A 24,729-nucleotide genomic window follows, 5' to 3' on the forward strand; every position below is an offset into this window, starting at 1 on the left:
CGCGCCGCCGGGCGGCACAGACGGCTCAGACCGGCGTGGTGCCCGTATCGGGCTCGCGCACGCCGAAGGGCTTGCCGGGCAGCGGGATGAACTCGGTCTCGCCCGGCACATGGCCCATGCGTTGTGCTGCCCAGTCGGCGCCGGCTTCGAGGATGCGCTCGCGGCTGCTGGAGACGAAGTTCCAGGTGATGTAGCGCGGGCCGTCCAGCGGCTCGCCGCCGATCACCACGAGGCGCACGGCGGCGTCGGCCGTAATGGTGCCACCCTGCCCGAGCGGCAGCACGGCCATGGTGTGGACCTCGACCGGCTCGCCGTTCACCGCGAGGTCGGCATCGACCGCGTAGACGGCCAGCTCGGGCGCCAGCGCGGGCAGCTCGAAGCGCCCGCCTGCCGGCAGCGCGATGTCGAGGTACACGGTCTGCGAAAGCGTCTTCACCGGCGAGCGGGCGCCGAAGGCCTCGCCCACCAGAACGCGCACCGCAGCGCCCTGCTCCGTCAGTTCGGGAATCGCGTCAGCAGGGGTGTGCTCGAAGCTGGGCTCGACCTCTTCGTGCGCCTGCGGCAGCGCGGCCCACAGCTGCAGGCCGTGGTTCACGTAGGTGTCGGCCTTCAGGCGCTCGGGCTTGCGTTCGGAGTGCACGATGCCGCGGCCGGCGGTCATCCAGTTGATGGCGCCGGGCAGGATCTCCTGCACGCTGCCGAGGCTGTCGCGATGCATCATCGCGCCCTTGAAGAGATAGGTGACGGTCGAAAGCCCGATGTGCGGATGCGGGCGCACGTCGTGCTCGGTGCCCGGCTGCTCGGTGGCCGGGCCGAAATGGTCGAAGAACACGAAGGGGCCGACCGAGCGCTGCTGCGCCGCGGGCAGCAGGCGCCTGACCTTGAAGCCGCCTCCGAGGTCCTTGTCGTGCGGCTTGAGCAGTCGGGTTTCGGGGGTGGCGTCGGTCATCGTGTTTCTCCGTGGGTTATGGATCGGCTTCGCTCATGACGGCCCGTTCGCGGGACACCGCAGGACCGGCGGGGTCGGGCCGCAGGTGTCGCCCCCGGCGAAGGGGGCGGGCTGCGCGAAGCCTGGGGGCGAGCTCTAGCCCCGCGATCTTGCCACCGTGGCGATGCGCTCGCCGAAGGCGCGGGCGGTGTCGAAATCGCCCTTGAACATCTCCGCCGGGCTGGCGTCCGAAGGCGACTGCGTCAGCAGGCCGCCGTAGCCGCCCACGTAGTTCAGCGCATCGCGCGTGGCTGCCTTGTTGTTGCTCGGCAGGATGCCCATGCTGACCCAGATGCCGCTGTGCTGCATCGCCAGCGTCCAGAGGTAGTTCAGCGTCGTGACCTTGTCGCCGTTCATGGTGGCGCTGTTGGTGAAGCCGGCGAAGAGCTTGTCCTTCCAGCCCTGCGTGAACCAGACCTTCGACGAGGCGTCGGCGAACTTCTTGAACTGCCAGCTCACGCCGCCCATGTAGGTCGGCGAACCGAAGACGATCGCGTCGGCCGCGGCCAGCAGCTCCCAGCCGCCTTCGGGCAGGTTGCCGTCCGCGTCGATGGCGAGCAGCTGCGCACCCGCGCCATCGGCGACGGCCTGCGCCACGCGTTGGGTGTGGCCGTAGCCGGAATGGAAGACGACGACGATGTTTGCCATTTTTTCTATGCTCCTGAGCAGGTTGATGATGTGTGACAGAAAGGGTGCCGGATCAGCGCTTGTCGATGCTGAAGCGGCCGGGGCCGAAGGCGGCGAGTGCGAGCAGACCGCCGGCGATCGCGATGTTCTTGTTGAAGTTGATCTGCTGCATCATCTTCATCGCATCGGGGGCCGACCAGTACTTGTGGAAGAACAGCGCGGCAGCGACGGTGAAGATCGCCATCGCGATCGCCGTCCAGCGGGTCTTGAAGCCCAGCAGCAGCGCGATGCCCAGGCCCAGTTCCACGACGATCGCGATGACCGCGCCCACTTCGGGCAGCGGCAGGCCGACGGACGTGATGTAGCCGACGGTGCCGCCGAAGCCCATCAGCTTGCCGATGCCGGCCGGGATGAACAGGTAGGCGATCAGGATGCGGCCGATGAGGGCCAGGGTGTCCTGTGCGGGGTTCGGTGCGGTGTTTGCGGTTGCCATGGTTGAAAACTCCTCGGTTGTTGCTTGGATTGAAAAGACACGGGTGAAAAAAGCCGGGCGGCAAGCGCCCGGCAAGGGGAAAAGATCAGGCGGCCAGGTCGAACACCAGCACTTCGGCGTCCTTGCCGCCGGCCAGCGTCACCTGCGATTCGCCTTCGAGCATCGCGGCGTCGCCGCCCACGAGCTTCTGGCCGTTCACTTCGAGCTCGCCGCGCACCAGGTGCACGTAGCTCTTGCGCTTCGGGTCGAGCGAGAGGCTGGCCTTCTCGTCGCCGTCGAAGAGGCCGGCGTACAGGCTTGCGTCGGCATTCACCTGCACCGAGCCTTCGCTGCCTTCGGGCGAGGCCACCAGGCGCAGCTTGCCGCGCTTCTCGTCGTCGCTGAACTTCTTCTGCTCGTAGCCGGGCTCGATGCCTCGCACCTTCGGCAGGATCCAGATCTGCAGGAAGTGCGTGGTCTGGTCGGCCTTGTGGTTGAACTCGCTGTGCATCACGCCGCGGCCCGCGCTCATGCGCTGGACGTCGCCCGGAGGAATGCTCTCCACGTTGCCCATGCTGTCCTTGTGCGCCAGTTCGCCCGAGAGCACGTAGCTGATGATCTCCATGTCCTTGTGGCCGTGGGTGCCGAAGCCGGCGCCCGCCGCCACGCGGTCTTCGTTGATCACGCGCAGGTTGCCGAAGCCCATGTGGGCCGGGTCGTAATAGTTGGCGAAGGAAAAGCTGTGGAAGGAGCGCAGCCAGCCATGGTCGGCATAACCGCGTTCCTGTGATTTACGGACTTGCAACATCGTCTGACTCCTTCTGCCCTGCCCCTGTGGGGTGTGCGGGCCTTCTTCGTATGCCGCGCCGGATGCGCAGCGGATGTGAAGAATTTTGGGACGCGGCCCCCGTCCGAAAGACGCCGCGGTTTGATGGCACCATTCAAATATTTTGATCAATGGAGCCGCCATGCCCAGCCCCAGAGACGTGCTGACCCCCGACGCCCTCGCCATGCTCCAGGCGGTGGCCGCCACCGGCAGCTTCGCCGCCGCCGCCCGCGCCCTGAACCTGGTGCCCAGCGCGCTGAGCTACCGGGTGCGCCAGATCGAGGACGCGCTCGACGTGCTGCTGTTCGACCGCAGCACCCGCCAGGCCCGCATGACCGAGGCCGGCGCCGAGCTGCTGCGCGAAGCCGAGCGGCTGCTGGGCGAGATAGACGCGGTGGCCAACCGCGTGAAGCGCGTGGCCACCGGCTGGGAGGCGATGCTGACCATCTCGGTCGACAGCGTGATCGCGCGCGACCCGCTTCTCGACCTGGCCACCGCCTTCTTCGCGCTGGAACCGCCCACGCGGCTGAAGCTGCGCGACGAAACCCTGCTGGGCACCATCGAGGCACTGACCACCGGCGAGGCCGACCTCGCCATCGGCGCGGTGCTCGATGCCGCGAGCCTGGCCTTCAGCGCCACCGGCATCCGCAGCCGGCTGATCGGCGAGCTGTGCTTCGTCTACGCTGTGGCGCCGCACCACCCGCTGGCGCGCGAAACCCAGCCGTTGACCGACGCCGTGATGCGCCGGTACCGCGCGGTGGCGGCGGCCGATTCGGCGCGCCACGGGCCGAGCATGACGGTGAACCTCGTCGGTGGGCAGGACGTGCTCACCGTGCCGAGCATGCAGGCCAAGATCGCCGCGCAGCTGCACGGCCTGGGAGGCGGCTTCCTGCCGGAGCCGATGGCGCGGCCGTACATCGAGGCCGGGCACCTGGTCGAGCTGCAGACGGAGCGCAAGCCGCCGATGGGATCGATGCACTGCGCCTGGCGCGTGCCAAGCGCCGGCAAGCCGGGACGCGCGCTCGAATGGTGGCTCGCGCAGTTCGAGCACGAAGGCACGCGGCGCGCGCTGCTCGAACGGCATCGAGGCCGCTAGAAAACCGGCGTGGGGCCGACGAGTATTGCCGAGGATCGCGCCGCGCCGCTAAGGGTGTGCCCTCAGGCGGAGCGGCTGCCGGACCGATGTAGAGTGCAGACACATCCATCCGCATTCCATCCAGAAGAAAAGAGCCGTTCATGAGCACTCGCGCAACTGCAAAGAAGCCGGCCAAGGCCGCCGCCGACCGCCACCGAACCCCAGCCGGCCCTGGCCAGCCGCGCCCCTCCCGCCACTTCGCCGTCGTCGGCGCCGGCATCGCCGGGGTGGCCTGTGCGCGAACGCTGGTCCAGGCCGGCCACAAGGTCACGCTGTTCGAGCGCAACGACGCCGCCGGCGGACGCATGGCGAGCGTGGACACCGCCTTCGGCCGCTTCGACAGCGGCGCCCAATATTTCACCGTGCGTGATCCGCGCTTTGCCCTGGCGCTGGAGAACGCCCCTGGCGTGTGCAAGCGCTGGAGCGCCAACCTCGTGCGCGTGCTCGATGCGCACGGCCGCGTGGCCGAGGCTGCGCTGCCTTCCCTCGAGCCGCACTGGGTGGCCCAGCCGGGCATGGATTCGCTGGTAGCCCGCTGGGCGGCGCCGCTGGGCAACAGCCTGGTCACCGGCACGCGCGTCACGAATATCGAGCCCGATGCGCTCGACGCGAAGCGCTGGCAGCTGCGCACCGCCGGTGCCGACGATTCGCAGCATGTGTATTCGGGCTTCGACGCCGTGCTGCTCGCGGTGCCGCCGGCCGGCGCCCGTGCGCTGCTGGGCGAGGGCAAGCTCTCGGCCACACTGGCCCGCAAGATCGAACCCGTGCGCATCGCGCCCTGCTGGACGCTGATGATCGCCTTCCCCCAGGCCAACCAGCCCAATATGTCGCACCTCGGCCCGCAGTGGAACGCGGCGCGCAGCACGCACCATCGCGTGGCCTGGCTGGCGCGCGAGTCGTCCAAGCCCGGGCGCGAGCCCGTCGAGCGCTGGACGCTGCAGGCCAGCGCCACCTGGTCGCAAGAGCATCTGCGCGACGCGCCCTCGCGCGTGGAAGCCAAGCTGCTGCGCGCCTTCGCCGAGATCACCGGCATCCACGCCACGCCGGCCCACGCCCAGGCCATCTGCTGGAACGAAGCCCAGACCCAGGTGCCCGTGGGCACCACCCATCTGTGGGACGCCAAGGCCCGCATCGGCATTGCGGGCGATTGGTGCACCGGCCATCGCGTGGAAGACGCCTTCCTCTCGGGCCTGTCGCTCGCGCTCGACGTGATCTGAGGCAGTCCATCCGGGAGATGAGAGAGACCGGCCGCTTCGCGCCCTCGCCCACCGGCCCGCTTCACGCGGGCTCGCTGGTGGCCGCGCTTGCGAGCTGGCTCGACGTGCGCGCGCGCGGCCCGCAGGCGCGCTGGCTGGTGCGCATCGAGGACGCCGACACCGAGCGCTGCCTGCCCGGCATGGGCGAGCACATCCTCCGGCAGCTGGCCGACTGCGCCCTGCTGCCCGACGAGCCCCCCGTATGGCAGACCCGCCGCACCGACCGCTACGAGGCCGCGCTGGATCGGCTCAAGGCGCGCGGCCTGGCCTACCCCTGCGGCTGCTCGCGCAAGGACATCAACGAAGCGCTCGCGCGGCTCGGCCATCGGCACGAGCGCCACGGCGAACGCGTCTACCCCGGCACCTGCCGCGACGGGCTGCACGGCAAGCCCGCGCGCGCCTGGCGCTTTGCCACCGAGAAATTCGAGACCGACCTGCCACCCACGCCCGGCGTGCCGTGGGAGGAAGACGCCGGCGATGCGGCCGCCAGCGGCGAGCTCTGCTTCATCGACCGCCGCCTCGGCCGCCAGTGCCAGAACGTGAGCCGCGAGGTCGGCGACTTCGTGCTGCGCCGTGCCGACGGCCCCTGGGCCTACCAGCTCGCGGTGGTGGTCGACGATGCGGAACAGGGCGTGACCGACGTGGTGCGCGGCGAGGACCTCACCGACAACACCGCGCGCCAGATCCTGCTGCAGCGCGCGCTGGGCTTTCCCACGCCCAGCTACCTGCACACGCCGCTGGTGCGCGGCGCCGACGGCGACAAGCTCTCGAAGCAGAACGGCGCGACCTCCATCGATACCGGCTCCCCGGCCGCCGCCCTGGCGGCGCTCGACGCGGCCGCGCGGGCGCTGGGCCTGCAGCCCGCCACGGCCCCGGACTGCCCCGCGGCGCTGGCCGGCTGGGTGCCTCAATGGCGCGCTCTCTACAATTCGCGCCCGTGATGAATCTTTCCGATACCGTGTCCAACGACCTCCCACCGGGCCATGACGAGGGTGCCGACGAAGGCGCCGACAAGCCCCATCCGCTGCACCGCCGCCTCAAGAGCTTCGTCAAGCGCGGCGGCCGCACCACCGAGGGCCAGGCGCGCGCCTTCTCCGAACTGGGGCCGCTGTACCTCGTGCCCTACAAGCCCGAGCCGATCGACCTGACCGCCACCTTCGGCGGCCGCGCCGGGCCGACGGTGCTGGAAATCGGCTTCGGCATGGGCGAGGCCACCGCACACATCGCGACGGTGCTGCCCGACACCAACTTCTTCTGCTGCGAAGTGCACGAGCCCGGCGTGGGCGCGCTGCTCAAGCGCATCGGCGAGCAGCAGCTGTCGAACATCCGCATCTGCGCGCACGACGCGGTCGACGTGCTCGACCACATGCTGCAGCCCGGCACGCTGGCCGGCGTGCATGTGTTCTTTCCCGACCCGTGGCACAAGAAGCGCCACAACAAGCGCCGCCTGATCCAGCCCGGGTTCGTGACCAAGCTCGCGCAGCACCTGCGCCCCGGCGGCTACATCCACTGCGCCACCGACTGGCAGCCCTACGCCGAGCAGATGCTCGAGGTGCTTTCAGGCGAGCCGCTGCTGCGCAACACCGCCGAAGGCTACGCGCCCAAGCCCGACTACCGGCCGCTGACCAAGTTCGAGAACCGCGGCATCAAGCTGGGCCACGGCGTGTGGGACCTGGTGTTCGAGCGCAAGGCCTGACGCTTTCGCATCGGCCCACGCGGGCCATGCCGGGTTGAGCCTGCCGCCGCGACATGGCACGATCCCGCGGATGACCAGCAACAAGACCGACGCAGAGCAGCTCCATCTGCGCGACCTCGCCCGGCTGCGCCGGGTTCGCGACCGCATCGACCGCGAATACGCACAGCCCCTGGACGTCGAGGCCCTCGCCTTCGGCGTGCACATGTCGGCCGGCCACCTGAGCCGCCAGTTCAAGCTCGCGTACGGCGAAGCGCCCTATTCCTACCTGATGACCCGGCGCATCGAGCGCGCGATGGCGCTCCTGCGCCGGGGCGACCTGAGCGTCACCGAGGTCTGCTTCGAGGTCGGGTGCTCCTCGCTGGGCACCTTCAGCACGCGCTTCACCGAGCTGGTGGGCATGTCGCCCAGCGCCTACCGGCGCGAGGCCGCGCAGCAGACCGAGGGAATGCCCTCGTGCGTGGCGAAGCAGGTCACGCGACCGATCAGGAATCGAGAAGCGCCGGTGGGGGAGCCGCATCTAGACTGAGCGCTCCTCTACAACAACAGACCGGAGCGATCACGATGAACATCAGCATCCACGCGAGTTTTCTTCCGCACAACGACCCCGAGGCCTCGCTCGCCTTCTACCGCGACCTGCTCGGCTTCGAGGTCCGCAAGGACGTGGGATACGGCGGCATGCGCTGGATCACCGTCGGGCCCAAGGGCCAGCCCGATGTTTCCATCGTGCTCTCGCCGCCGGCCGCCTACCCCGGCATCACCGACGACGAGCGCCGCACCATTGCCGAGATGATGGCCAAGGGCACCTATGCCGCCATCCTGCTGGCCACGCCCGACCTCGAAGGCACCTTCGCGAAGCTGCAGGCCAGCGACACCGAGATCGTCCAGGAGCCGACCGACCAGCCCTACGGCGTTCGCGACTGCGCGGTGCGCGACCCCGCGGGCAGCCTGATCCGCATCCAGCAGCTGGGCTGAGGCGCAGAGGCGAACCGATGAGCACGAAGGCCGCGAAGAAAACCTCCCCCCGAGCAACCGCCAAGGCAGCGCCTTCCGCGCAGCACGCCGCCGACAGCCACGACATGATCCGCGTGCACGGCGCGCGCGAGAACAACCTGAAGGACATCAGCATCGATATCCCGAAGCGCAGGCTGACGGTGTTCACCGGCGTCTCGGGCTCGGGCAAGAGCTCGCTGGTGTTCGGCACCATCGCGGCCGAGTCGCAGCGGCTCATCAACGAGACCTACAGCGCCTTCGTGCAGGGCTTCATGCCCACGCTGGCGCGGCCGGACGTCGACGTGCTCGACGGCCTGACCACCGCGATCATCGTCGACCAGCAGCGCCTGGGCGCCGACCCGCGCTCGACCGTGGGCACGGTCACCGACGCCAACGCGATGCTGCGCATTCTCTTCAGCCGCCTGGGCAAGCCGCACATCGGGCCGCCGGGCGCCTTCGCCTTCAACGTGCCCTCGGTCAGCGCGGCGGGTGCGATCACCGTGGAACGCGGCGCGAAGACGAAGACGGTGAAGGAGAGCTTCAACCGCATCGGCGGCATGTGCCCGCGCTGCGAGGGGCGCGGCGCGGTGACCGACTTCGACCTTGCCGAGCTCTACGACGACGGCAAGTCGCTCAACGAGGGCGCGCTCAAGATTCCCGGCTACAGCATGGAAGGCTGGTACGGGCGCATCTTCCGCGGCTGCGGCTTCTTCGACGCGGACAAGCCGATCCGCAAGTTCACGAAGAACGAGCTGCACGACCTGCTCTACAAGGAGCCGACGAAGATCAAGGTGGACGGCGTCAACCTCACCTTCGCGGGGCTGATACCGACGATCCAGAAGTCATTCCTGTCGAAGGACGTGGAGGCGATGCAGCCGCACGTGCGCGCCTTCGTGGAGCGCGTGGTGACGTTTTCCACCTGCCCCGAATGCGAGGGCACGCGGCTCGCGGCGCCGGCGCGCTCGTCGAAGATCAAGGGCGTCAACATCGCCGACGCCTGCGCGATGCAGATCAGCGACCTCGCCGAGTGGGTGCGCGGCCTGAAGGAGCCCTCGGTGGCGCCTCTGCTGAAGGCGCTGGCGGCGAGCCTCGATTCATTCGTGGAGATCGGGCTGGGCTACCTCTCGCTCGACCGGCCTTCGGGCACGCTGTCGGGCGGCGAGGCGCAGCGCACGAAGATGATCCGCCATCTCGGCTCCTCCCTCACCGACGTGACCTACGTGTTCGACGAGCCCACCACCGGCCTGCATCCGCACGACATCCAGCGCATGAACGAGCTGCTGCTGCGGCTGCGCGACAAGGGCAACACGGTGCTTGTGGTCGAGCACAAGCCGGAGGTCATCGCCATCGCAGACCACGTCGTCGACCTGGGGCCGGGCGCGGGCTCGGCCGGCGGCAGCGTGTGCTTCGAGGGCAGCGTCGAGGGGCTGCGCGGCAGCGGCACGGTCACCGGCCGGCATCTCGACGACCGGGCGACGCTGAAGAAGAAGGTTCGCAAGCCGACCGGCAAGCTTGAGATACGCGGCGCGGCCACGCACAACCTGCGCAAGGTGGACGTCGACATTCCGCTGGGCGTGCTCGCGGTGGTTACCGGCGTGGCGGGCTCGGGCAAGAGCTCGCTGGTGCACGGCTCAATTCCGCCCGGCGCGGGCGTGGTGAGCATCGACCAGGGCGCGATCCGCGGCTCGCGGCGCAGCAACCCGGCCACCTACACCGGGCTGCTAGACCCGATCCGCAACGCCTTCGCCAAGGCCAACGGCGTGAAGCCGGCGCTCTTCAGCGCCAACTCCGAAGGCGCCTGCCCAACCTGCAACGGCGCGGGCGTGATCTACACCGACCTCGCGATGATGGCCGGCGTGGCCACCCCCTGCGAGGAATGCGGCGGCAAGCGCTTCCAGGCCTCGGTGCTGGAGTACCGCTTCGGCGGGCGCGACATCGCCGAGGTGCTGGGGATGCCGGTGGACGAGGCCCTCGCCTTCTTCGGCGAGGGCAAGGCGCGCACGCCGGCCGCGCACGCCATCCTGCAGCGGCTGGCCGACGTGGGGCTGGGCTACCTGCGGCTCGGGCAGCCGCTCACCACGCTCTCGGGCGGCGAGCGGCAGCGGCTCAAGCTGGCCACGCAGATGGCCGAGAAGGGCGACATCTACGTGCTCGACGAGCCCACCGCCGGCCTGCACCTGGCCGACGTGGCGCAGCTGCTGGGCCTGCTCGACCGGCTGGTGGATGCGGGCAAGTCGGTCATCGTGGTCGAGCACCACCAGGCGGTGATGGCGCATGCCGACTGGATCATCGACCTCGGCCCCGGTGCGGGGCACGAGGGCGGGCGGGTCGTCTTCGAGGGCACGCCGGCGGAGCTCGTCGCCAAGCGCCCGACGCTCACAGGCAAGCACCTCGCAGGCTACGTGAAGGGAGACTGATCGAAGCCCCTTCACCTGGTAAGCCCGCCTTTCACCCTGGCCCCGATATTGCTACACTTTTTTACTAATGTGAAAGAAGGTGTCCAATGAACACGTCACGCAGGGAATGGTTGGGCAAGGCAGGCGCCCTGGTGCTCGGAAGCGGCATCGGCATGGCCCACCCCGTCATGGCGCAGACCGCGCGGACGGCGGCCGCGGCCGGCGGGGCGCGCGTCGTGCTGCTGGGGCAATCGGTGCCGCTGACCGGCGGCGCCTCCGAGATCGGCACCGCCTTCGCGGCCGGCAGCCGACTCGCGGTGACCGCGTTCAACGAACGCAATGCGGCCAGCGGCCTGCAGCTGAAGCTGCTGCAGCTCGACGACGGCTATGACGCGGCCCGCGCCACCGCCAATGCGCGCACCCTGCTCACCACCGACAAGGCCGACATGCTCTTCGGCTTCGTCGGCACGGCCAGCAGCGAGGCCGGCGCGAACGTCGCCACGCAGCAGGGCAGCCTGCTGTTCGCGCCCTTCGCGGCCTCCGACACGCTGCGCGGCGCCGAGCATCCCAATGTGTTCCACGTGCGCCCCGGCATGATCGACGAGGCCCTGAAGATCGTGAGGCAGTGCGCCACGGTGGGCCAGACGCGCGTGGCGCTGGTGGGCGACGACGACGCCATGGGCCGCGCCGGGCTCGCGGCCGTGGAGCAGGCCATCACCGAGCTCAGGCTCACGCCGCTGGTCGCGACCGCGCTGGTGCCGGCCAACGGCGACAAGCTCGACGCGGCGCTGAAGGAAGTGCAGAAGCAGTCCCCCCAGGCCATCGTGCTGGTGTCGCTCTCGGGCACAACGGCCAACGCCATCCGCAAGCTGCGCAAGAGCGGCTACGCGGGCAGCTTCATGGCCTTCTCCATCGTGGGCATCGACCCGCTGTACGCCACGCTCGGCAAGGACATCGGCGGCATCGTGATCTCGCAGGTGGTGCCTTCGCCGCGCCCCTCGGCCATTCCGATCGTCAAGGAGTACCTCGCGGCCGTCGACAACTCCGACCAGACCGCGTCGTACGAAGGCCTCGAAGGCTTCATCGCGGCCAAGGCCGCCGGCGAGGCGGTGCGCCGCGCGGGCCGCGGCTTCAACACGGCGAGCCTGCTGCGCGTGATGTCGGGCATGACCGACTACGACGTGGGCGGCTTCCGCATCAACCTGCGCCCGGGCCTGCGCGACAGCGTGCGCAACATCGACCTGATCAGCATCTCGGCCGACGGGCGCGTGCTGCGATAGTTCTCGGCGCGCCACCTAACCGGTGCTCACCAGCGCCCGCAGCGCATCGAGCGAGCGCAGCTCGATGCGCCCGTAGCCCAGCGAAAGCACGCCCTCCGCCGCCAGCGCATTGAGCTCCTTCGACAGCGTCTGGCGCGTCACGCCGAGCATCATCGCCAGCGCCTCCTGCGGCAGCTGCAGTTCGTGCCGCAGTTGCACCGACTGCGTGGCGTCGCCGCGCGCCAGCACCAGCAGACGGTGCGCCACGCGCGCGCGCAGGCTGCGCAGGGTGGCGTCCTCCGCGAGGCCGTAGAGCATGCGCACGCGCGACGCCAGCATCGCGGCGATGGCGTTGGAGAACACCACGTCGCGCATCAGCTGCACGAAAGCCGCGGGCGGCACCACCAGCAGGTCGAGCGCCTCCAGCGCGGTGGCGTCGTGCGTGCGCGGCGAGCCGTCGATCAGGGTGATCTCTCCGAACCAGTTGCCCGGCTCCAGCACGGCGAGGATGGCCTCGCGCCCGTCCTGGCGCAGCGACGAGACCTTGATGGTGCCCGCCACCAGCCCGTAGAAGCCGCCGTCCGTAGCGTGGATGGGGTCGCCCTGGCGGAACACCATCGCGCCGCGGCGCACGTGATGCAGCTCGGCCGCGCCCACCAGCGCCTCGCGCTGCGCACGCGGCATGCTCATGAACCACGGGTTGCCTTCCAGCGCGGCGCGGTGCGCGGCGGAAAGGCGCGGCTTCGAAGAGGCGGCCATCAAGAAAGAGGAAATGACAGGGGAATGACGAGGGAACGGGGGTTTACCAGAACCCCGCATTGTCAAATTCTTGACAGTTCATGGTCAAGCGCAGGCATACAGTGGCCAGCTCCCCCACAGGACACAAAAGAACGGAGACTCCGGCGATGAACGCACGCGCAAGTTTCAAGAGCATGCAGGAAAGCACGCGCGAAGACTGGCAGCTGATCGGTGGCGAGTTCATGCAGTTCGCGGGCGGCCTGCCCGCCCGCGTGATCAAGCACCTGCAGATCCTCGAAGGCGACTACGGCGGCTTCCCGGTCGACCGCTACACCCACTCGCTGCAGACCGCCACCCGCGCGCTGCGCGACGGCCGCGACGAGGAATACGTGGTGTGCGCCCTGCTGCACGACATCGGCGACACCCTTGGCAGCTTCAACCACCCCGACATCGCCGCGGCCATCCTCAAGCCCTTCGTGAGCGAAGCCAACCACTGGATGGTGCAGAACCACGGCATCTTCCAGGGCCACTACTTCTTCCACCACATCGGGCTGGACCGCGACATGCGCGACAACTTCAAGGGCCATCCGCATTACGAGCGCACGGCCGAGTTCTGCGCGCTCTACGACAACCCCGCCTTCGACCCCAAGGCCGAGACCCTGCCCATCAGCGAGTTCGAACCCATGCTGCGCCGCGTGATGGCACAGCCGAAGCAGAGCATCTACAAGGCCGCGCTGACCGAGCCCGCGGCCGCCTGAACCAGCCTTAGGAAACACCCATGAACGCCTTCGCACAACCCGAAATCCAGAAGCTCGTCTCCGCCGAGGAGTGGCAGCTGCGCGTCGACCTCGCCGCGTGCTACCGCCTGGTAGCGCTGCACGGCTGGAGCGACCTGGTCTTCACGCACATCAGTGCGCGGATTCCGGGCCCCGAGCATCACTTCCTGATCAACCCCTACGGCCTGATGTTCGACGAGATCACCGCGTCGAGCCTGGTGAAGGTCGACCAGCAGTGCAACAAGGTCATCGACTCGCCCTACCCCGTGAACCCCGCTGGCTTCGTGATTCACAGCGCGGTGCATGCGGCGCGGGAAGACATCCAGTGCGTGCTGCACACCCACACCCGCGCCGGCATTGCCGTGAGCGCGCAGAAGAACGGCGTGCTGCCCATCAGCCAGCAGTCGACCTTCGTGCTGGCCTCGCTGGCGTACCACGACTACGAGGGCGTGGCCTTCCGCGACGACGAGAAGCCGCGCCTGCAGGCCGACATGGGCAACGCCAACTTCCTCATGCTGCGCAACCACGGCCTGCTGACCTGCGGCAAGACCATTGCGGACGCCTTCCTCTCGATGTACACCTTCGAGGCCACCTGCCAGATCCAGATCGCGGCGCAGTCGGGCGGAAGTGAACTCACGCACGTGAATCCGCGCATCGTGGAGGGCGTGGGCCAGGCCATGAAGGTGCAGACCGGCGGCCTGGGCGGGCAGTTCGTCTGGCCGTCGCTCATCCGCAAGCTCGACCGCATCGACGACAGCTACAAGCAGTAAGACCGACCTTCGCCGGTCACGGTTTCCACGGCTGCCAGCGCCTGCGCGACGGGTGTTGGCGGCCATTTTTTTGCCTGGCCGCTGCTGTGAGTGCCGAGTGCGGCACTCCTTGCCGGTGCGATGATCGCCCGATGGAACTCAGGCAACTGCGCTACTTCGTCAAGGTCTGCGAGCTTCGCAGCATGGGCCGCGCCGCGGTCGAACTGGGTGTCGTCACCTCGGCGCTGAGCCAGCAGATCAGCCGGCTCGAAGGCGAGCTCTCCACCCGGCTGCTCAAGCGCAGCGCCAGCGGCGTGGTGCCCACTGATGCCGGCGTGGCCTTCCTGCACCAGGCCCAGCTCGTTCTGCGCCATGCCGACGACGCGGTGCTCGCGGCGCAGCAGGCGCGGCTCTCTGGCCACGTGAGCGTGGGCCTCGCGCCCACCACCGCCACGGTGCTCGGCGTGCCGCTGATGCGCGCCATGCGCGAGCGCTACCCCGATGTGCGGCTGCACCTGATCGAGGCGCTCTCGGGCCATCTCACGACCATGCTGCAGGCGCGGCAGCTCGACCTGGCCGTGCTGTTCCATACCGACACGCCGCGGCGCTGGAGCGTGACGCCACTGTTGGCCGAGAAGCTCTTCGTGATCGCATCCCCCACGCTGGCCCATCGCCCCACCGGTGCGCGCGTGCGGCTCGCGCAACTGGCCGAGCTGCCTCTCATCCTGCCCACCGGCAGCCACGGCCTGCGCGCCACGCTGACGGCCGCCTTCACGCGGGCACGCATCTCGCCACGCATCGTGGCCGAGGTCGACGGCCTCGCACTGCTGATGGACGCGGTGCGCGCCGGCCATGGCGCGACCATCCAGCCCGGCGCCGCCACCGCGCGGCACGAGCGCGACGATCTGCAGCTCACCCAGATCGCCGACGCGCACGTGGGCCGGCGCAACCTGCTCGTGAGCCTGTCGGACGACGAGCTCTCCCCCGCCGCGCTGGCCACCCGCGTGGTGGTGGCCGACACGGCGCGCACCCTGGTGCGCGAGGGCCGCTGGGCAGGCGCCAGTCTTCTCGAAACGTGAACACCCGTTGCCCGAACCGGCCTTTCGCCTGAAGGCCTGCCTGCCTACAGTCTCCTCATCCCAAGGAGACCCACGAGTGAGAGTGATGGACGTACTGGTGGTCGGAGGCGGCAATGCCGCCCTCTGCGCCGCCCTGATGGCGCGCGAGGCAGGCGCCTCGGTGCTGCTGCTCGAAGCCTCGCCCAGAGCATGGCGCGGCGGCAACTCGCAGCACACGCGCAACCTGCGCTGCATGCACGACGCGCCGCAGGACGTGCTGGTCGATGCCTACCCCGAAGAGGAGTACTGGCAGGACCTTCTGAAGGTGACCGGCGGCCTCACCGACGAGCGACTCGCGCGCCTTGTGATCCGCGCCTCGTCGAGCTGCCGCGACTGGATGCGCAGCCACGGCGTGCACTTCCAGCCGCCGCTGTCGGGCGCATTGCACGTCGCGCGCACCAACGCCTTCTTCATGGGCGGCGGCAAGGCGCTGGTGAACGCCTATTTCCGCAGCGCCGAAAGGCTCGGCGTGCAGATCCGCTACGACACGCCCGTGGCCTCGGTCGAGCTCGACGGCGAGCGCTTCGTGGCCGTGCGCACCGAAGCCGGCGAGCGCATCGAAGCGAAGAGCTGCGTGCTGGCCGCCGGCGGCTTCGAGTCGAACCGCGAATGGCTGCGCGAGGCATGGGGACGGAACGAGCGCGGCGAATGGCCTGCCGACAACTTCCTGATCCGCGGCACGCGTTTCAACCAGGGCGTGCTCCTGAAGCACATGATCGAGTCGGGCGCCGACAGCATCGGCGATCCGTCGCAGGGTCACATGGTGGCCATCGACGCGCGCGCGCCGCTGTACGACGGCGGCATCTGCACGCGCATCGACTGCGTGTCGCTGGGCGTGGTGGTCAACCGCGAGGCGAAGCGCTTCTACGACGAGGGCGAGGACTTCTGGCCCAAGCGCTACGCCATCTGGGGCCGGCTGGTGGCACAGCAGCCGGGGCAGATCGCATGGTCGGTCATCGACCAGAAGGCGGTCGGGCGCTTCATGCCGCCGGTGTTTCCCGGCACGCAGGCCGACACGCTCGGCGAGCTCGCGCGCAAGATCGGCCTGGACGAAGCCACCTTCGTGCGCACCGTGGAGGACTACAACGCCGCATGCCGCGTCGGCCGCTTCGACCACACCGCGCTGGACGACTGCCACACCGAGGGCCTCGCGCCCGCCAAGACGCACTGGGCGCGCCCCATCGATACAGCGCCCTTCCATGCCTATCCGCTGCGGCCCGGCATCACCTTCACCTACCTGGGCCTGAAGGTGGACGAGACGGCGGCCGTGCGATTCAGCGGCCGCCCCAGCCCCAACCTGTTCGTGGCCGGCGAAATGATGGCCGGCAACGTGCTCGGCAAGGGCTACACGGCGGGCGTGGGCATGAGCATCGGCACGGCCTTCGGCCGCATCGCAGGCACGCAGGCGGCAAAAGCCGCGCGGGCCTCCACGAAGAACGACAAGGAGGCCGCGCTTGCAGCAGCTCACTGATCTCGTCGCGCGCGCACGGGCGGATGCCGAGGGCACGCCCGCGCAGCGCGTGATTCCCATCGCCCCCGCGCTGCCCCTGACCGCCGGTGAAGGCGAAGTCGCGCGCATCCTGCAGATCTGCAACGCCTGCCGCTACTGCGAGGGCTTCTGCGCCGTGTTCCCGGCCATGACGCGCCGGCTCGACTTCGGCAACAAGGCCGACACGCACTACCTCGCCAACCTCTGCCACAACTGCGGCGCCTGCCTGCACGCCTGCCAGTACGCGCCGCCGCACGAGTTCGCGGTGAATGTGCCGCAGGCCATGGCCCGGGTTCGCATGCAGACCTATCACGACTACGCCTGGCCGCCCGCCATGGGCGCGCTCTACCGCAGAGCCGGCCTCACGGTCGCACTGGCCCTGGCGGGCGGACTCGCCCTCTTCCTGGTGCTGGCCGTGGCGATGTCGGGCTCGCTGCTGCACGGGCCGATGGCGGGCAACTTCTATGCGATCTTTCCGCACAACCTGCTCGCGCTGGTTTTCGGCGCGGTGTTCCTCTTCGTGATGCTCGCGCTCGCGATGGGCGTGCGCCGCTTCTGGCGCGAGGTTTCGCCGGCGAACGATCCTCAGAACGCGCCCGACCTGCCGGGCGTGCGCGGCCCCGCCGGCGCCGAGGCGGCACGCGATGCGCTGCGCCTGAAGTACCTCGACGGCGGTCACGGCGAAGGCTGCAACAACGAGGACGACCGCTTCACCCTGTGGCGCAGGCGCTTCCATCACTTCACCTTCTACGGCTTCATGCTGTGCTTCGCATCGACCTGCGTGGCGACGCTCTATCACTACCTGCTCGGCCTGCACGCCCCCTATGCGTTGACCAGCCTGCCGGTGCTGCTGGGCACCGCCGGCGGCATCGGGCTGCTGATTGGCCCCGCAGGCCTGCTGTGGCTGAACCTGCGGCGCGACCCGGCTCATGGCGACACCGCACAGCGCCCGATGGACCGGGGCTTCATCGCACTGCTGCTGCTCACCAGCCTCACCGGCCTCGCGCTGCTGGCGTGGCGCGACACCCGCTTCATGGCGCTGCTGCTGGCGGTGCACCTGGGCGTGGTGATGGCGCTCTTTCTCACGCTGCCCTATGGCAAGTTCGCGCACGGCATCTTCCGTTCGGCGGCGCTTCTGAAGTTCGCGATCGAGAAGAGGCTGCCGAGCCGATTGCAGCTGGGCGCCGACTGAACGGCGCAGCGAAGGCCGCGGCGCCGATGCGCGCTCGCCTTCGCCGAGCGTCACATCCGGCAACAACCTGCGCGAAGGCCTATCGAAAGGTGCGGCTCCCGATGTCTGCAGAATAGGAGCCCATGCACGTCCGACTCCCGCGCCTTCCGGCGCGCTCTCTCGCCCCCGCCTGCGCCCTCCTCTCCCTCGCGCTCCTCCTGCCCTCCGCATCGGCCGCCGCCGATGCAACGACCGCTGCACCCCAGCAGCAGCCGCAGCAACAGGACGCCGAGGCCCGCATCGAAGCCCTGATCTCCCGCATGACGGTGCAGGAGAAAGCCGGCCAGCTCAGCCTGTACGGCCCTGCCGACATCGACACGCCCAACAACCCGCAGGCCGGCTGGCGCAACGCCCAGCAGGAGACGGCCGACGTTCGCGCCGGCCGGCTCACGGGCCTTTTCAACAACGCAGGCCTCGAAGGCAAGCGCAGGCTGCAGCAGATTGCGATCAAGGAATCGCGCCTGGGCATTCCGCTGATCTTCGGCGCCGACGTGATCCATGGCTTTCGCACGATGTTCCCGATGCCGCTGGCCGAGGCTTCGAGCTGGGAACCCGCGCTGGCCGAGCGCACCGCACGCGCCGCAGCAGTGGAGGCCACGGCCGACGGTTTCCGCTGGACCTTCGCGCCGATGGTCGACATCGCACGCGACGCGCGCTGGGGCCGGGGCCTCGAAGGCGTGGGCGAAGACGTCTTCCTCGCGAAGCAGTTCGCGGCCGCGCGCGTTCGCGGTTTCCAGGGCGCCGACCTGTCGCGGCCCGACTCGATGCTGGCCACGCCCAAGCACTTCGCGGCCTATGGTGCTGCCGAGGGCGGCCTCGACTACAACGTGAGCGACATCTCCGAGCGCACGCTGCGCGAGGTGTACCTGCCGCCCTTCCGCGCGGCGCTGGACGCGGGCGCGCTGTCGGTGATGAGCGCCTTCAACGAGATCGGCGGCGTGCCCTCCACCGCCAACCCCGCGCTGCTGACAGGCGTGCTGCGCGACGAATGGAAGTTCCGCGGCTTCGTGGTCTCCGATTACACGGCCGACGAGGAACTCGTGGAGCACGGCTACGCCGCCAACCCTCGCGAGGCGGCCAAGCAGGCCTTCATGGCGGGCACCGACGTGAGCATGCAGAGCGGCCTGTACATGCGCTACCTGCCCGATCTCGTCGCCTCGGGCGAGGTGCCGATGTCTCGGCTCGACGAGGCCGTGCGCCGCGTGCTGCGCGTAAAGCAGAAGCTGGGCCTGTTCGACGACCCCATGCGCGGCCTCGACGGCCTGCCTGCCGCCCAGCGCGCCGAGAACCCCGAATTCATCTCACTGGCGCGCGAAAGCGCGCGCCGCTCCATCGTGATGCTGAAGAACGACCGCATGCTGCTGCCACTGCCCAAGGCAGGCACGAAGATCGCGCTGATCGGCCCCTTCGCCGAGGGCACCATCGACCTGATGGGCGCCTGGAGCCTGTTCCCGGGGCAGTCGGCGCCGGTGGGCATCGACCAGGGCCTGCGCAACGCGCTGGGGCCCAACTCGTCGGTGAACGTGGTGCGCGGATCCGGCATCGAATCGGCGCTGCCCGGCGGCATCGACGCCGCGGTGGCCGCCGCGCGCGATGCCGACGTGGTGCTGCTGGCCATCGGCGAAAGCCAGAAGATGTCGGGCGAAGCACGCTCGCGCAGCGACATCGGCCTGCCGCAGGCGCAGCAGGACCTGGCCGAGGCGGTGGCCGCCACCGGCAAGCCCGTGGTCATGCTGCTGAGCAACGGCCGCGCGATGGCGCTCAAGGGCGCGGTGCGCAATGCGCGCGCCATCCTCGTGACCTGGTTCCTCGGCGTGCAGACCGGCAACGCGATCGCCGACGTGGTGTTCGGCGACTTCAATCCCTCGGGCCGGCTGCCCGTGAGCTTTCCGCAGACGGCCGGTCAGGTGCCCTACTACTACGGCCACAAGCGCACCGGGCGCCCCTCGCCGGAGAACGCGCCCGACATGGCCTTCAAGACCCGCTATGTCGACGCGACGAACGAGGCGCTCTATCCCTTCGGCTTCGGCCTCGGCTATGCGCCCGTGCGCTACGACAACGTGGAACTGAGCAGCGAGCGCATGCCGCTGTCGGGCACGCTGCGCGTGCGCGCCACCGTCACCAACACCGGCACGCGCGAGGCGGAGGAAGTGGTGCAGCTCTACGTCGCCGAGCGCGCCGCGAGCGTGACGAGGCCGGTGCGCGAGCTCAAGGGATTCCGCAAGCTGTCCATTGCGCCGGGCGCATCGGAAATCGTCGAGTTCACGCTCACGGCCGATGACCTGTCATTCATCGGCCGCGACATGAAGCCCACCGTGGAGCCCGGCGAGTTCGACCTGTGGGTGGCGCCCTCGGCCGCGAGCGGCATCCGCAAGCGCTTCGTGCTCACGCGGGATTGAGGCCCGCCGGCACCGAGCCCCCTATTCGTTCATCTGTTCGTCCGTCTATTCGCCCATCGCGTGCGCGACCGGCGAACCCGACGGATTCGCCGACGCCACGGGCGGCGCCACCTGCGACTCCATCACCTCGGTCGGATGGATGCCGTTGTTCGCGCGAATCGCTTCGGCCTGCACCTGCGCGCGATCGGCCCCCGACACGCTCGGCGCCGGCTGCGACTCGGCGACCTCGGTCGCATGGACGCCGTTGTTCGCGCGCATGGCCTCGTCAGCCACCGCATCGCGCGACTGCGTCGAGTGCGAGATCTGCGGATAGTCCGGCTCCGCACGTCCGCCCGCGTGCGCAAGCGATGCCAGCACCAGCGTGGGCGCGGCGACGATGCACAGGGCAATGGTTCGAACTCTCATGGCTGTCTCCTTGTGAGTGATGACTATGGATTCACTCTAGGACGCGGTACTTATCGGCCGCTGAGGGACTGCTTAGGTTGGGGTGAGGGTTCGCTTAGGTGTAGATGAGCACGCCTGCCAGCACGATTCGGCGCGATGATCCGAACGCCCGGCCATCCTGCGCATAGAGACAAGAAAGACGTCTTCCAAAGCCCATGTCCAACCACCGCCTGCCCATCGGCCACCAACTGAACCTCGTATCCGACACCCTCGTCGGCAGCTACAGCTTCCACCCCGCCGGCCACGTGAGCGCAACCATCGGCGCGAAGAACGGCCCGCTGGCTGCGCCGGTGTTCAGCTACCGCGTGACCTCCGAAGACTCGGTAGAGATCATTGACTCGAACGGCCGCATCGAGCGATGGGACGGCATCCGCGTCGAAGACGATCTGCTGCATGTCGAGTGCAACGGCCAGCCCCAGACATTCATCATCGGGAAACCCACGCCATGAAAGTCAAACGCCTAGTCGCCAACTTCGCCACGCCCGATCCCACGCGCGCCGCCATCTTCTACAAGGACATCCTCGGCCTCGACCTGCTCATGGACCACGGCTGGATCCAGACCTACGGCTCGCAGGCCGGCATGACGGTGCAGCTGAGCTTCGCATCCGAAGGCGGCTCCGGTACGCCGGTGCCCGAGCTCTCCGTCGAGGTGGACGACGTGAACGAAGCTTTCGAACGCATGAAGGCCGCGGGCTTCGCCATCGAATACGGCCCGGTCGACGAGCCCTGGGGCGTGCGGCGCTTCTACGTGCGCGATCCGTTCGGCAAGCTGGTCAACATCCTCGCCCACAGCTGACGCCACTGAAGGTCCTGGGCGTCAGTCGAGCCCGTGGAAGATGCTGTCGTCCGGCCCGATGTGCGAAGGCGGCGTCCAGGCAGCGTCGCGCATCGAGCGGCTCACCAGCTTGTCCACGCCCAGCAGCGTGGCGAAGATGGCCATGCGCACCGGGATGCCGTTGTCGGTCTGGCGGAAGATGGCCAGGCGGGGATCGTTGTTCAGGTCGACGCTCAGGTCGTGCGAGCCGGAGCGGCTGTCGCGCGGCAGCGGGTGCATCACCACCACGTCTGGCTTGCAGGCCGATTCGACGAGCGCGCGGTTGATCTCGAAGGCGTTGTCGAAGCCTTCCAGCACTTCGTCGTGCGCGAAGCGCTCCTTCTGGATGCGCGTGGCGTAGATGATGTCGGCGCCGGCCAGGCCCTGCGCGGGCGTGGCAGCCGTCTCGACCACGTGGCCGTTGCGGCTGACCGCATCGACGATCTCCGGCGGCATGGCCAGCGAAGGCGGAGAGATCAGCGTGAACTTCAGGCCCTTGTACAGCGCCAGCAGCTTGATGAGCGAATGCACGGTGCGGCCGTACTTCAGGTCGCCGACCATCGCGATGTGCGCGCCGTCGACCAGCTTGCCCAGCCGCGAGAACTCGCGCTGGATGGTGTAGAGGTCGAGCAGCGCCTGGCTCGGGTGCTCGCCCGGGCCATCGCCGCCGTTGATGACGGGCACGTTGGTGGCGCGCGCGAATTCCGCCACCGAGCCCTGCTCGGGGTGCCGCACGACGATGGCGTCGACGTAGCCGCTGATCACGCGGCTGGTGTCGTAGATCGACTCGCCCTTGGCCATCGACGAAAAAGTGAAGCCGGTGGTGTCGCACACCGAGCCGCCCAGCCGGCAGAACGCGGCACCGAAGCTCACGCGGGTGCGCGTGCTGGCCTCGAAGAACAGGTTGGCGAGCACCGCCCCCTCGAGCACGCGGCTCACCTTGCGGCGGCGCGCGATGGGCTGCATCACGTCGGCCAGCTGGAACAGCTCGTCGATGGCGTCGCGGTTGAACTGGCTGACCGACAGCAGGTGATGCGAGCCCCCGACCGCCATCGACTGGCGCAACGCACCGCCATGTGCGCTTTGCGTATATTCATCACGCCGACCGTCGGACGCGAGGATCTCACTCACGAAGCGCCGCGCGACCTCGGGCATGGCCCTGAATTCATTGGACTCGTCGGGCAGCAGCCAGGCGTCGAGTGCCCTTCTTCGGCTGCCGATGCGCTCGGCGAAGGCGTCGCGCGTCATGTTGAGTTGACGCATTGCGTCGCGTAGGAGCACCTGTTGGGGCGTGTTCATGGGCCTCGAATATATACTCAATGCGTATATTTTCAAAGCAAGCGCGACAATAACGAGCCCTAGCCATTCCAACCGGCGAGCGGTGCCGCTTCGCAATGGGAACAATGAACCTTGCTGCTCGTTAATTCGACAGTGCCCACAGGCTTGCTATCCAATCTTTTAATCCTTGCCGATATTTATACAGCCGGCTACATTTCAGCTAAGGATCAATCTAATGTTTGAACTCAAGGACCTGCCCAGTTACGAAACGCTTTCCGCCTTCGGGGAGGCCTATGGCAACCCGGACGTGGGCGGCCTGTACACATGGCTGGTCTGGGCCTCCGCCACCAATGAGATGCTCTCCGAATTTGAAGGCAATCTGGCCCGGCACGGCGGCCTGTCGCAGTCGCAGTTCTTCGTTCTGCTGCTACTCAAACGCAATCCCAGCGGCTTGAGCGTGGGGGCTCTGGCGCAAGGAGTGGCCGTAACCTCCCAAACGATGACTCGCATCATCGACCGCATGGAGGGCGCGGGACTGTGCCAGCGGGCCCCCGATCCGCAAGACCGCCGGGCTTGGCTGATCCGCCTTTCGCCACCGGGCGATAAGTTGCTGGATCAGGCCCTACCCGCGCACTACGCTTGGGTAGCAAATCTAATGCGTCACTTTGATGCTGAGGAACGCCAGATGCTCAACCAACTCATGCACAAGCTCCACGCCGCGGGCCTCGCATCCAAGTAAACAGGCCATCTTCGGTGCATGGCCTTTTTCCTAATCTATATGTAGTTAGCTTCATTTCAGCTATGAACCAAAATAAATTTACTCGCCACGAGCCTTCGACCGGATTGCGGCTGATGTTGACCCTGTGTGCGCTGGCCGTGGTGTCCCAACTCTATGTCCCCTTGCCCATCCTGAGGCAACTGGCCCAGACGCTTCACATGACGCCCGGAATGGCGGCAGCGGTAATGAGCGCGTTCGGCTTCGCCTATGCCGTGGGCTTCATCGTGTTCGGCCCACTGTCGGACCGCCTTGGTCGACGCCATGTGATGGCGTGGGGACTTTTTGCACTAGCCCTGGTTTCCGCAGTGATCGGCTGGTCAGACTCCGCATCTCTGCTGGTTGCCGGGCGCGCACTGCAAGGCTTTGCCGCAGCTGCCTTCCCCCCGGTCGTCATCGCATACTTAGCCGAGCGCGGTACGCCGCGCCAGCGTACCTGGGGCGTGGCCTGGATCAGCACAGCTTTTTTGTCCGCTGGCCTGCTGGGGCAGATCTATGGCGGCACAGTGGCGGGCCGCTGGGGTTTTGGCGCCGCCATGCTGCCGCTGGCGCTGGTGTATGCCTGCACTGCAGGAGCCTTGCTCCTGACGGACGCTGATGCAGGCCAAGCCCCCAGCCACCCGTCCTTGCTGGCCGCTTACCGCCCGGTGGGTCGCCTGCTAGCCGATGCGAGCTTGCGGCGTGTCTATGGTCCGGCCTCACTGCTGCTCATGTGCTTCGTGACGTTCTACCTGACACTGGATGCTCATGCCGGCGCCGCGCTGCTCAACCAAGGCATCACCCCCTTGCTATTGCGAGCAGTGGCGCTGCCAGCCTTCCTCGCGCCACTGGCTATCGCCGCGGTAATACCTCGCGTCGGCGCACAGCGCATGGTCATCGCCGGCCTAGGCATGGCCGCGGCGGGGCTGGCCCTGTGCGCTTGGGCCGGCTCTACACATTTGCATGGCCTGCTAGCGGCGAGTGTGCTGTTTGTCGCTGGCGTCGGCATCAGCGTGCCCAGCCTGATTGCGCGTGTGGCCGGGCTGGCTGATCCACCCCTGCGCGGCCTAGCGGTAGCGCTTTACACCTTCGTGCTGTTTGTAGGTGCAAGCCTTGGCCCATGGCTCGCGCAAAGCATCTCGCACTGGCCTTTGGCACGCACGTTGTCGCTGTTGGCGGTACTGCTCACCGTGGCGGCTCTGTACGTCTTCACCGGCCGCAACGCCAGTACACCCTCCATGAGGGCTACGTAACGGGCAACGGCGCCGTACTCCTATTGGAGTTCTCAACCACC

Annotated in this window: 25 protein-coding genes; 18 read left to right on the top strand and 7 right to left on the bottom strand. The window is 68.4% G+C overall.

Annotation, left to right across the window (positions count from 1 at the left end; all coding sequences use genetic code 11):
- Positions 1–25: 25 nt before the first annotated feature.
- From FHT32_RS21935 to FHT32_RS21950, 4 genes are all read right to left on the bottom strand, one after another.
- Positions 26–949: a pirin family protein gene (locus FHT32_RS21935; RefSeq protein ID WP_176666726.1), complete on the bottom strand. Its 924-nt coding sequence runs from the start codon at positions 947–949 to the stop codon at positions 26–28.
- 135 nt (positions 950–1,084) lie between these two features.
- The gene (locus FHT32_RS21940) at positions 1,085–1,636 is read right to left on the bottom strand and encodes a flavodoxin family protein (protein ID WP_176666727.1); all 552 of its coding nucleotides are present in this window, start codon (positions 1,634–1,636) and stop codon (positions 1,085–1,087) included.
- A 52-nt stretch (positions 1,637–1,688) separates the two neighbouring features.
- The gene (locus FHT32_RS21945) at positions 1,689–2,108 is read right to left on the bottom strand and encodes a DoxX family protein (protein WP_176666728.1); all 420 of its coding nucleotides are present in this window, start codon (positions 2,106–2,108) and stop codon (positions 1,689–1,691) included.
- An 85-nt stretch (positions 2,109–2,193) separates the two neighbouring features.
- The gene (locus FHT32_RS21950; protein WP_176666729.1) at positions 2,194–2,895 is read right to left on the bottom strand and encodes a pirin family protein; all 702 of its coding nucleotides are present in this window, start codon (positions 2,893–2,895) and stop codon (positions 2,194–2,196) included.
- Between the two features lie 160 nt (positions 2,896–3,055).
- On the opposite strand from FHT32_RS21950, the gene FHT32_RS21955 reads away from it, so the two are divergent.
- From FHT32_RS21955 to FHT32_RS21990, 8 genes are all read left to right on the top strand, one after another.
- Entirely contained in the window at positions 3,056–4,009 is a 954-nt protein-coding gene (locus FHT32_RS21955; RefSeq protein ID WP_176666730.1) for a LysR substrate-binding domain-containing protein, read from the top strand.
- Positions 4,010–4,149: 140 nt separating this feature from the next.
- Entirely contained in the window at positions 4,150–5,265 is a 1,116-nt protein-coding gene (locus tag FHT32_RS21960) for an NAD(P)/FAD-dependent oxidoreductase (RefSeq protein ID WP_176666731.1), read from the top strand.
- A gap of 17 nt (positions 5,266–5,282) precedes the next feature.
- Positions 5,283–6,245, top strand: coding sequence for a tRNA glutamyl-Q(34) synthetase GluQRS (gluQRS, locus tag FHT32_RS21965; protein ID WP_176666732.1), 963 nt, complete (start codon positions 5,283–5,285; stop codon positions 6,243–6,245).
- On the top strand, positions 6,245–7,000 hold the full coding sequence (trmB, locus tag FHT32_RS21970) for a tRNA (guanosine(46)-N7)-methyltransferase TrmB (RefSeq protein WP_176666733.1): 756 nt from the start codon (positions 6,245–6,247) through the stop codon (positions 6,998–7,000). Before gluQRS ends, trmB begins: the two co-directional genes overlap by 1 nt.
- A 70-nt stretch (positions 7,001–7,070) precedes the next feature.
- Complete coding sequence (locus FHT32_RS21975) at positions 7,071–7,526, top strand: helix-turn-helix transcriptional regulator (RefSeq protein ID WP_176666734.1); 456 nt, start codon at positions 7,071–7,073, stop codon at positions 7,524–7,526.
- Between the two features lie 35 nt (positions 7,527–7,561).
- On the top strand, positions 7,562–7,972 hold the full coding sequence (locus tag FHT32_RS21980) for a VOC family protein (protein ID WP_176666735.1): 411 nt from the start codon (positions 7,562–7,564) through the stop codon (positions 7,970–7,972).
- 17 nt (positions 7,973–7,989) lie between these two features.
- Positions 7,990–10,407 (top strand): excinuclease ABC subunit UvrA, encoded by a 2,418-nt coding sequence (locus tag FHT32_RS21985; protein ID WP_176666736.1) that lies wholly within the window; start codon positions 7,990–7,992, stop codon positions 10,405–10,407.
- Between the two features lie 86 nt (positions 10,408–10,493).
- On the top strand, positions 10,494–11,666 hold the full coding sequence (locus tag FHT32_RS21990) for an ABC transporter substrate-binding protein (protein ID WP_176666737.1): 1,173 nt from the start codon (positions 10,494–10,496) through the stop codon (positions 11,664–11,666).
- Positions 11,667–11,681: 15 nt separating this feature from the next.
- Here FHT32_RS21990 and FHT32_RS21995 read toward each other — a convergent pair whose 3' ends face one another.
- Complete coding sequence (locus tag FHT32_RS21995) at positions 11,682–12,404, bottom strand: Crp/Fnr family transcriptional regulator (RefSeq protein ID WP_176666738.1); 723 nt, start codon at positions 12,402–12,404, stop codon at positions 11,682–11,684.
- A gap of 146 nt (positions 12,405–12,550) precedes the next feature.
- Between FHT32_RS21995 and FHT32_RS22000 the strand changes: the two genes are divergently transcribed.
- The 6 genes from FHT32_RS22000 to FHT32_RS22025 all read left to right on the top strand — a co-directional run bounded on the left by FHT32_RS22000 (position 12,551) and on the right by FHT32_RS22025 (position 20,145).
- A complete protein-coding gene (locus FHT32_RS22000; protein WP_125952939.1) occupies positions 12,551–13,141 on the top strand; it encodes an HD domain-containing protein in 591 nt (196 codons plus the stop codon).
- 20 nt (positions 13,142–13,161) lie between these two features.
- Positions 13,162–13,929: a class II aldolase/adducin family protein gene (locus tag FHT32_RS22005; protein ID WP_176666739.1), complete on the top strand. Its 768-nt coding sequence runs from the start codon at positions 13,162–13,164 to the stop codon at positions 13,927–13,929.
- A 131-nt stretch (positions 13,930–14,060) separates the two neighbouring features.
- On the top strand, positions 14,061–14,987 hold the full coding sequence (locus tag FHT32_RS22010; protein WP_176666740.1) for a LysR substrate-binding domain-containing protein: 927 nt from the start codon (positions 14,061–14,063) through the stop codon (positions 14,985–14,987).
- 82 nt (positions 14,988–15,069) lie between these two features.
- Entirely contained in the window at positions 15,070–16,497 is a 1,428-nt protein-coding gene (gene tcuA / locus FHT32_RS22015) for an FAD-dependent tricarballylate dehydrogenase TcuA (RefSeq protein ID WP_176666939.1), read from the top strand.
- Complete coding sequence (gene tcuB / locus FHT32_RS22020; protein ID WP_176666741.1) at positions 16,481–17,707, top strand: tricarballylate utilization 4Fe-4S protein TcuB; 1,227 nt, start codon at positions 16,481–16,483, stop codon at positions 17,705–17,707. The genes tcuA and tcuB overlap by 17 nt, the downstream gene beginning before the upstream one ends.
- A gap of 122 nt (positions 17,708–17,829) precedes the next feature.
- A complete protein-coding gene (locus tag FHT32_RS22025; protein WP_176666742.1) occupies positions 17,830–20,145 on the top strand; it encodes a glycoside hydrolase family 3 N-terminal domain-containing protein in 2,316 nt (771 codons plus the stop codon).
- Positions 20,146–20,190: 45 nt separating this feature from the next.
- Here the strand turns inward: FHT32_RS22025 and FHT32_RS22030 are convergent, their stop codons facing one another.
- The gene (locus FHT32_RS22030) at positions 20,191–20,550 is read right to left on the bottom strand and encodes a hypothetical protein (protein WP_176666743.1); all 360 of its coding nucleotides are present in this window, start codon (positions 20,548–20,550) and stop codon (positions 20,191–20,193) included.
- Positions 20,551–20,744: 194 nt separating this feature from the next.
- On the opposite strand from FHT32_RS22030, the gene FHT32_RS22035 reads away from it, so the two are divergent.
- Positions 20,745–21,038, top strand: coding sequence for a hypothetical protein (locus FHT32_RS22035; RefSeq protein ID WP_176666744.1), 294 nt, complete (start codon positions 20,745–20,747; stop codon positions 21,036–21,038).
- Positions 21,035–21,385 (top strand): VOC family protein, encoded by a 351-nt coding sequence (locus FHT32_RS22040; RefSeq protein WP_176666745.1) that lies wholly within the window; start codon positions 21,035–21,037, stop codon positions 21,383–21,385. The genes FHT32_RS22035 and FHT32_RS22040 overlap by 4 nt, the downstream gene beginning before the upstream one ends.
- A gap of 21 nt (positions 21,386–21,406) precedes the next feature.
- Here FHT32_RS22040 and FHT32_RS22045 read toward each other — a convergent pair whose 3' ends face one another.
- Complete coding sequence (locus FHT32_RS22045; protein WP_176666746.1) at positions 21,407–22,702, bottom strand: aspartate carbamoyltransferase; 1,296 nt, start codon at positions 22,700–22,702, stop codon at positions 21,407–21,409.
- Positions 22,703–22,916: 214 nt separating this feature from the next.
- Between FHT32_RS22045 and FHT32_RS22050 the strand changes: the two genes are divergently transcribed.
- Positions 22,917–23,420 carry a MarR family winged helix-turn-helix transcriptional regulator gene (locus tag FHT32_RS22050; RefSeq protein WP_176666747.1) on the top strand — a complete coding sequence of 168 codons (504 nt, stop codon included), beginning with the start codon at positions 22,917–22,919 and terminating at the stop codon, positions 23,418–23,420.
- 62 nt (positions 23,421–23,482) lie between these two features.
- The gene (locus tag FHT32_RS22055) at positions 23,483–24,688 is read left to right on the top strand and encodes an MFS transporter (protein ID WP_176666748.1); all 1,206 of its coding nucleotides are present in this window, start codon (positions 23,483–23,485) and stop codon (positions 24,686–24,688) included.
- The last annotated feature ends 41 nt before the right edge of the window (positions 24,689–24,729 follow it).

Origin of the sequence: Variovorax sp. SG517, from assembly GCF_013376045.1 — a bacterium.
GTDB lineage: Bacteria > Pseudomonadota > Gammaproteobacteria > Burkholderiales > Burkholderiaceae_C > Variovorax.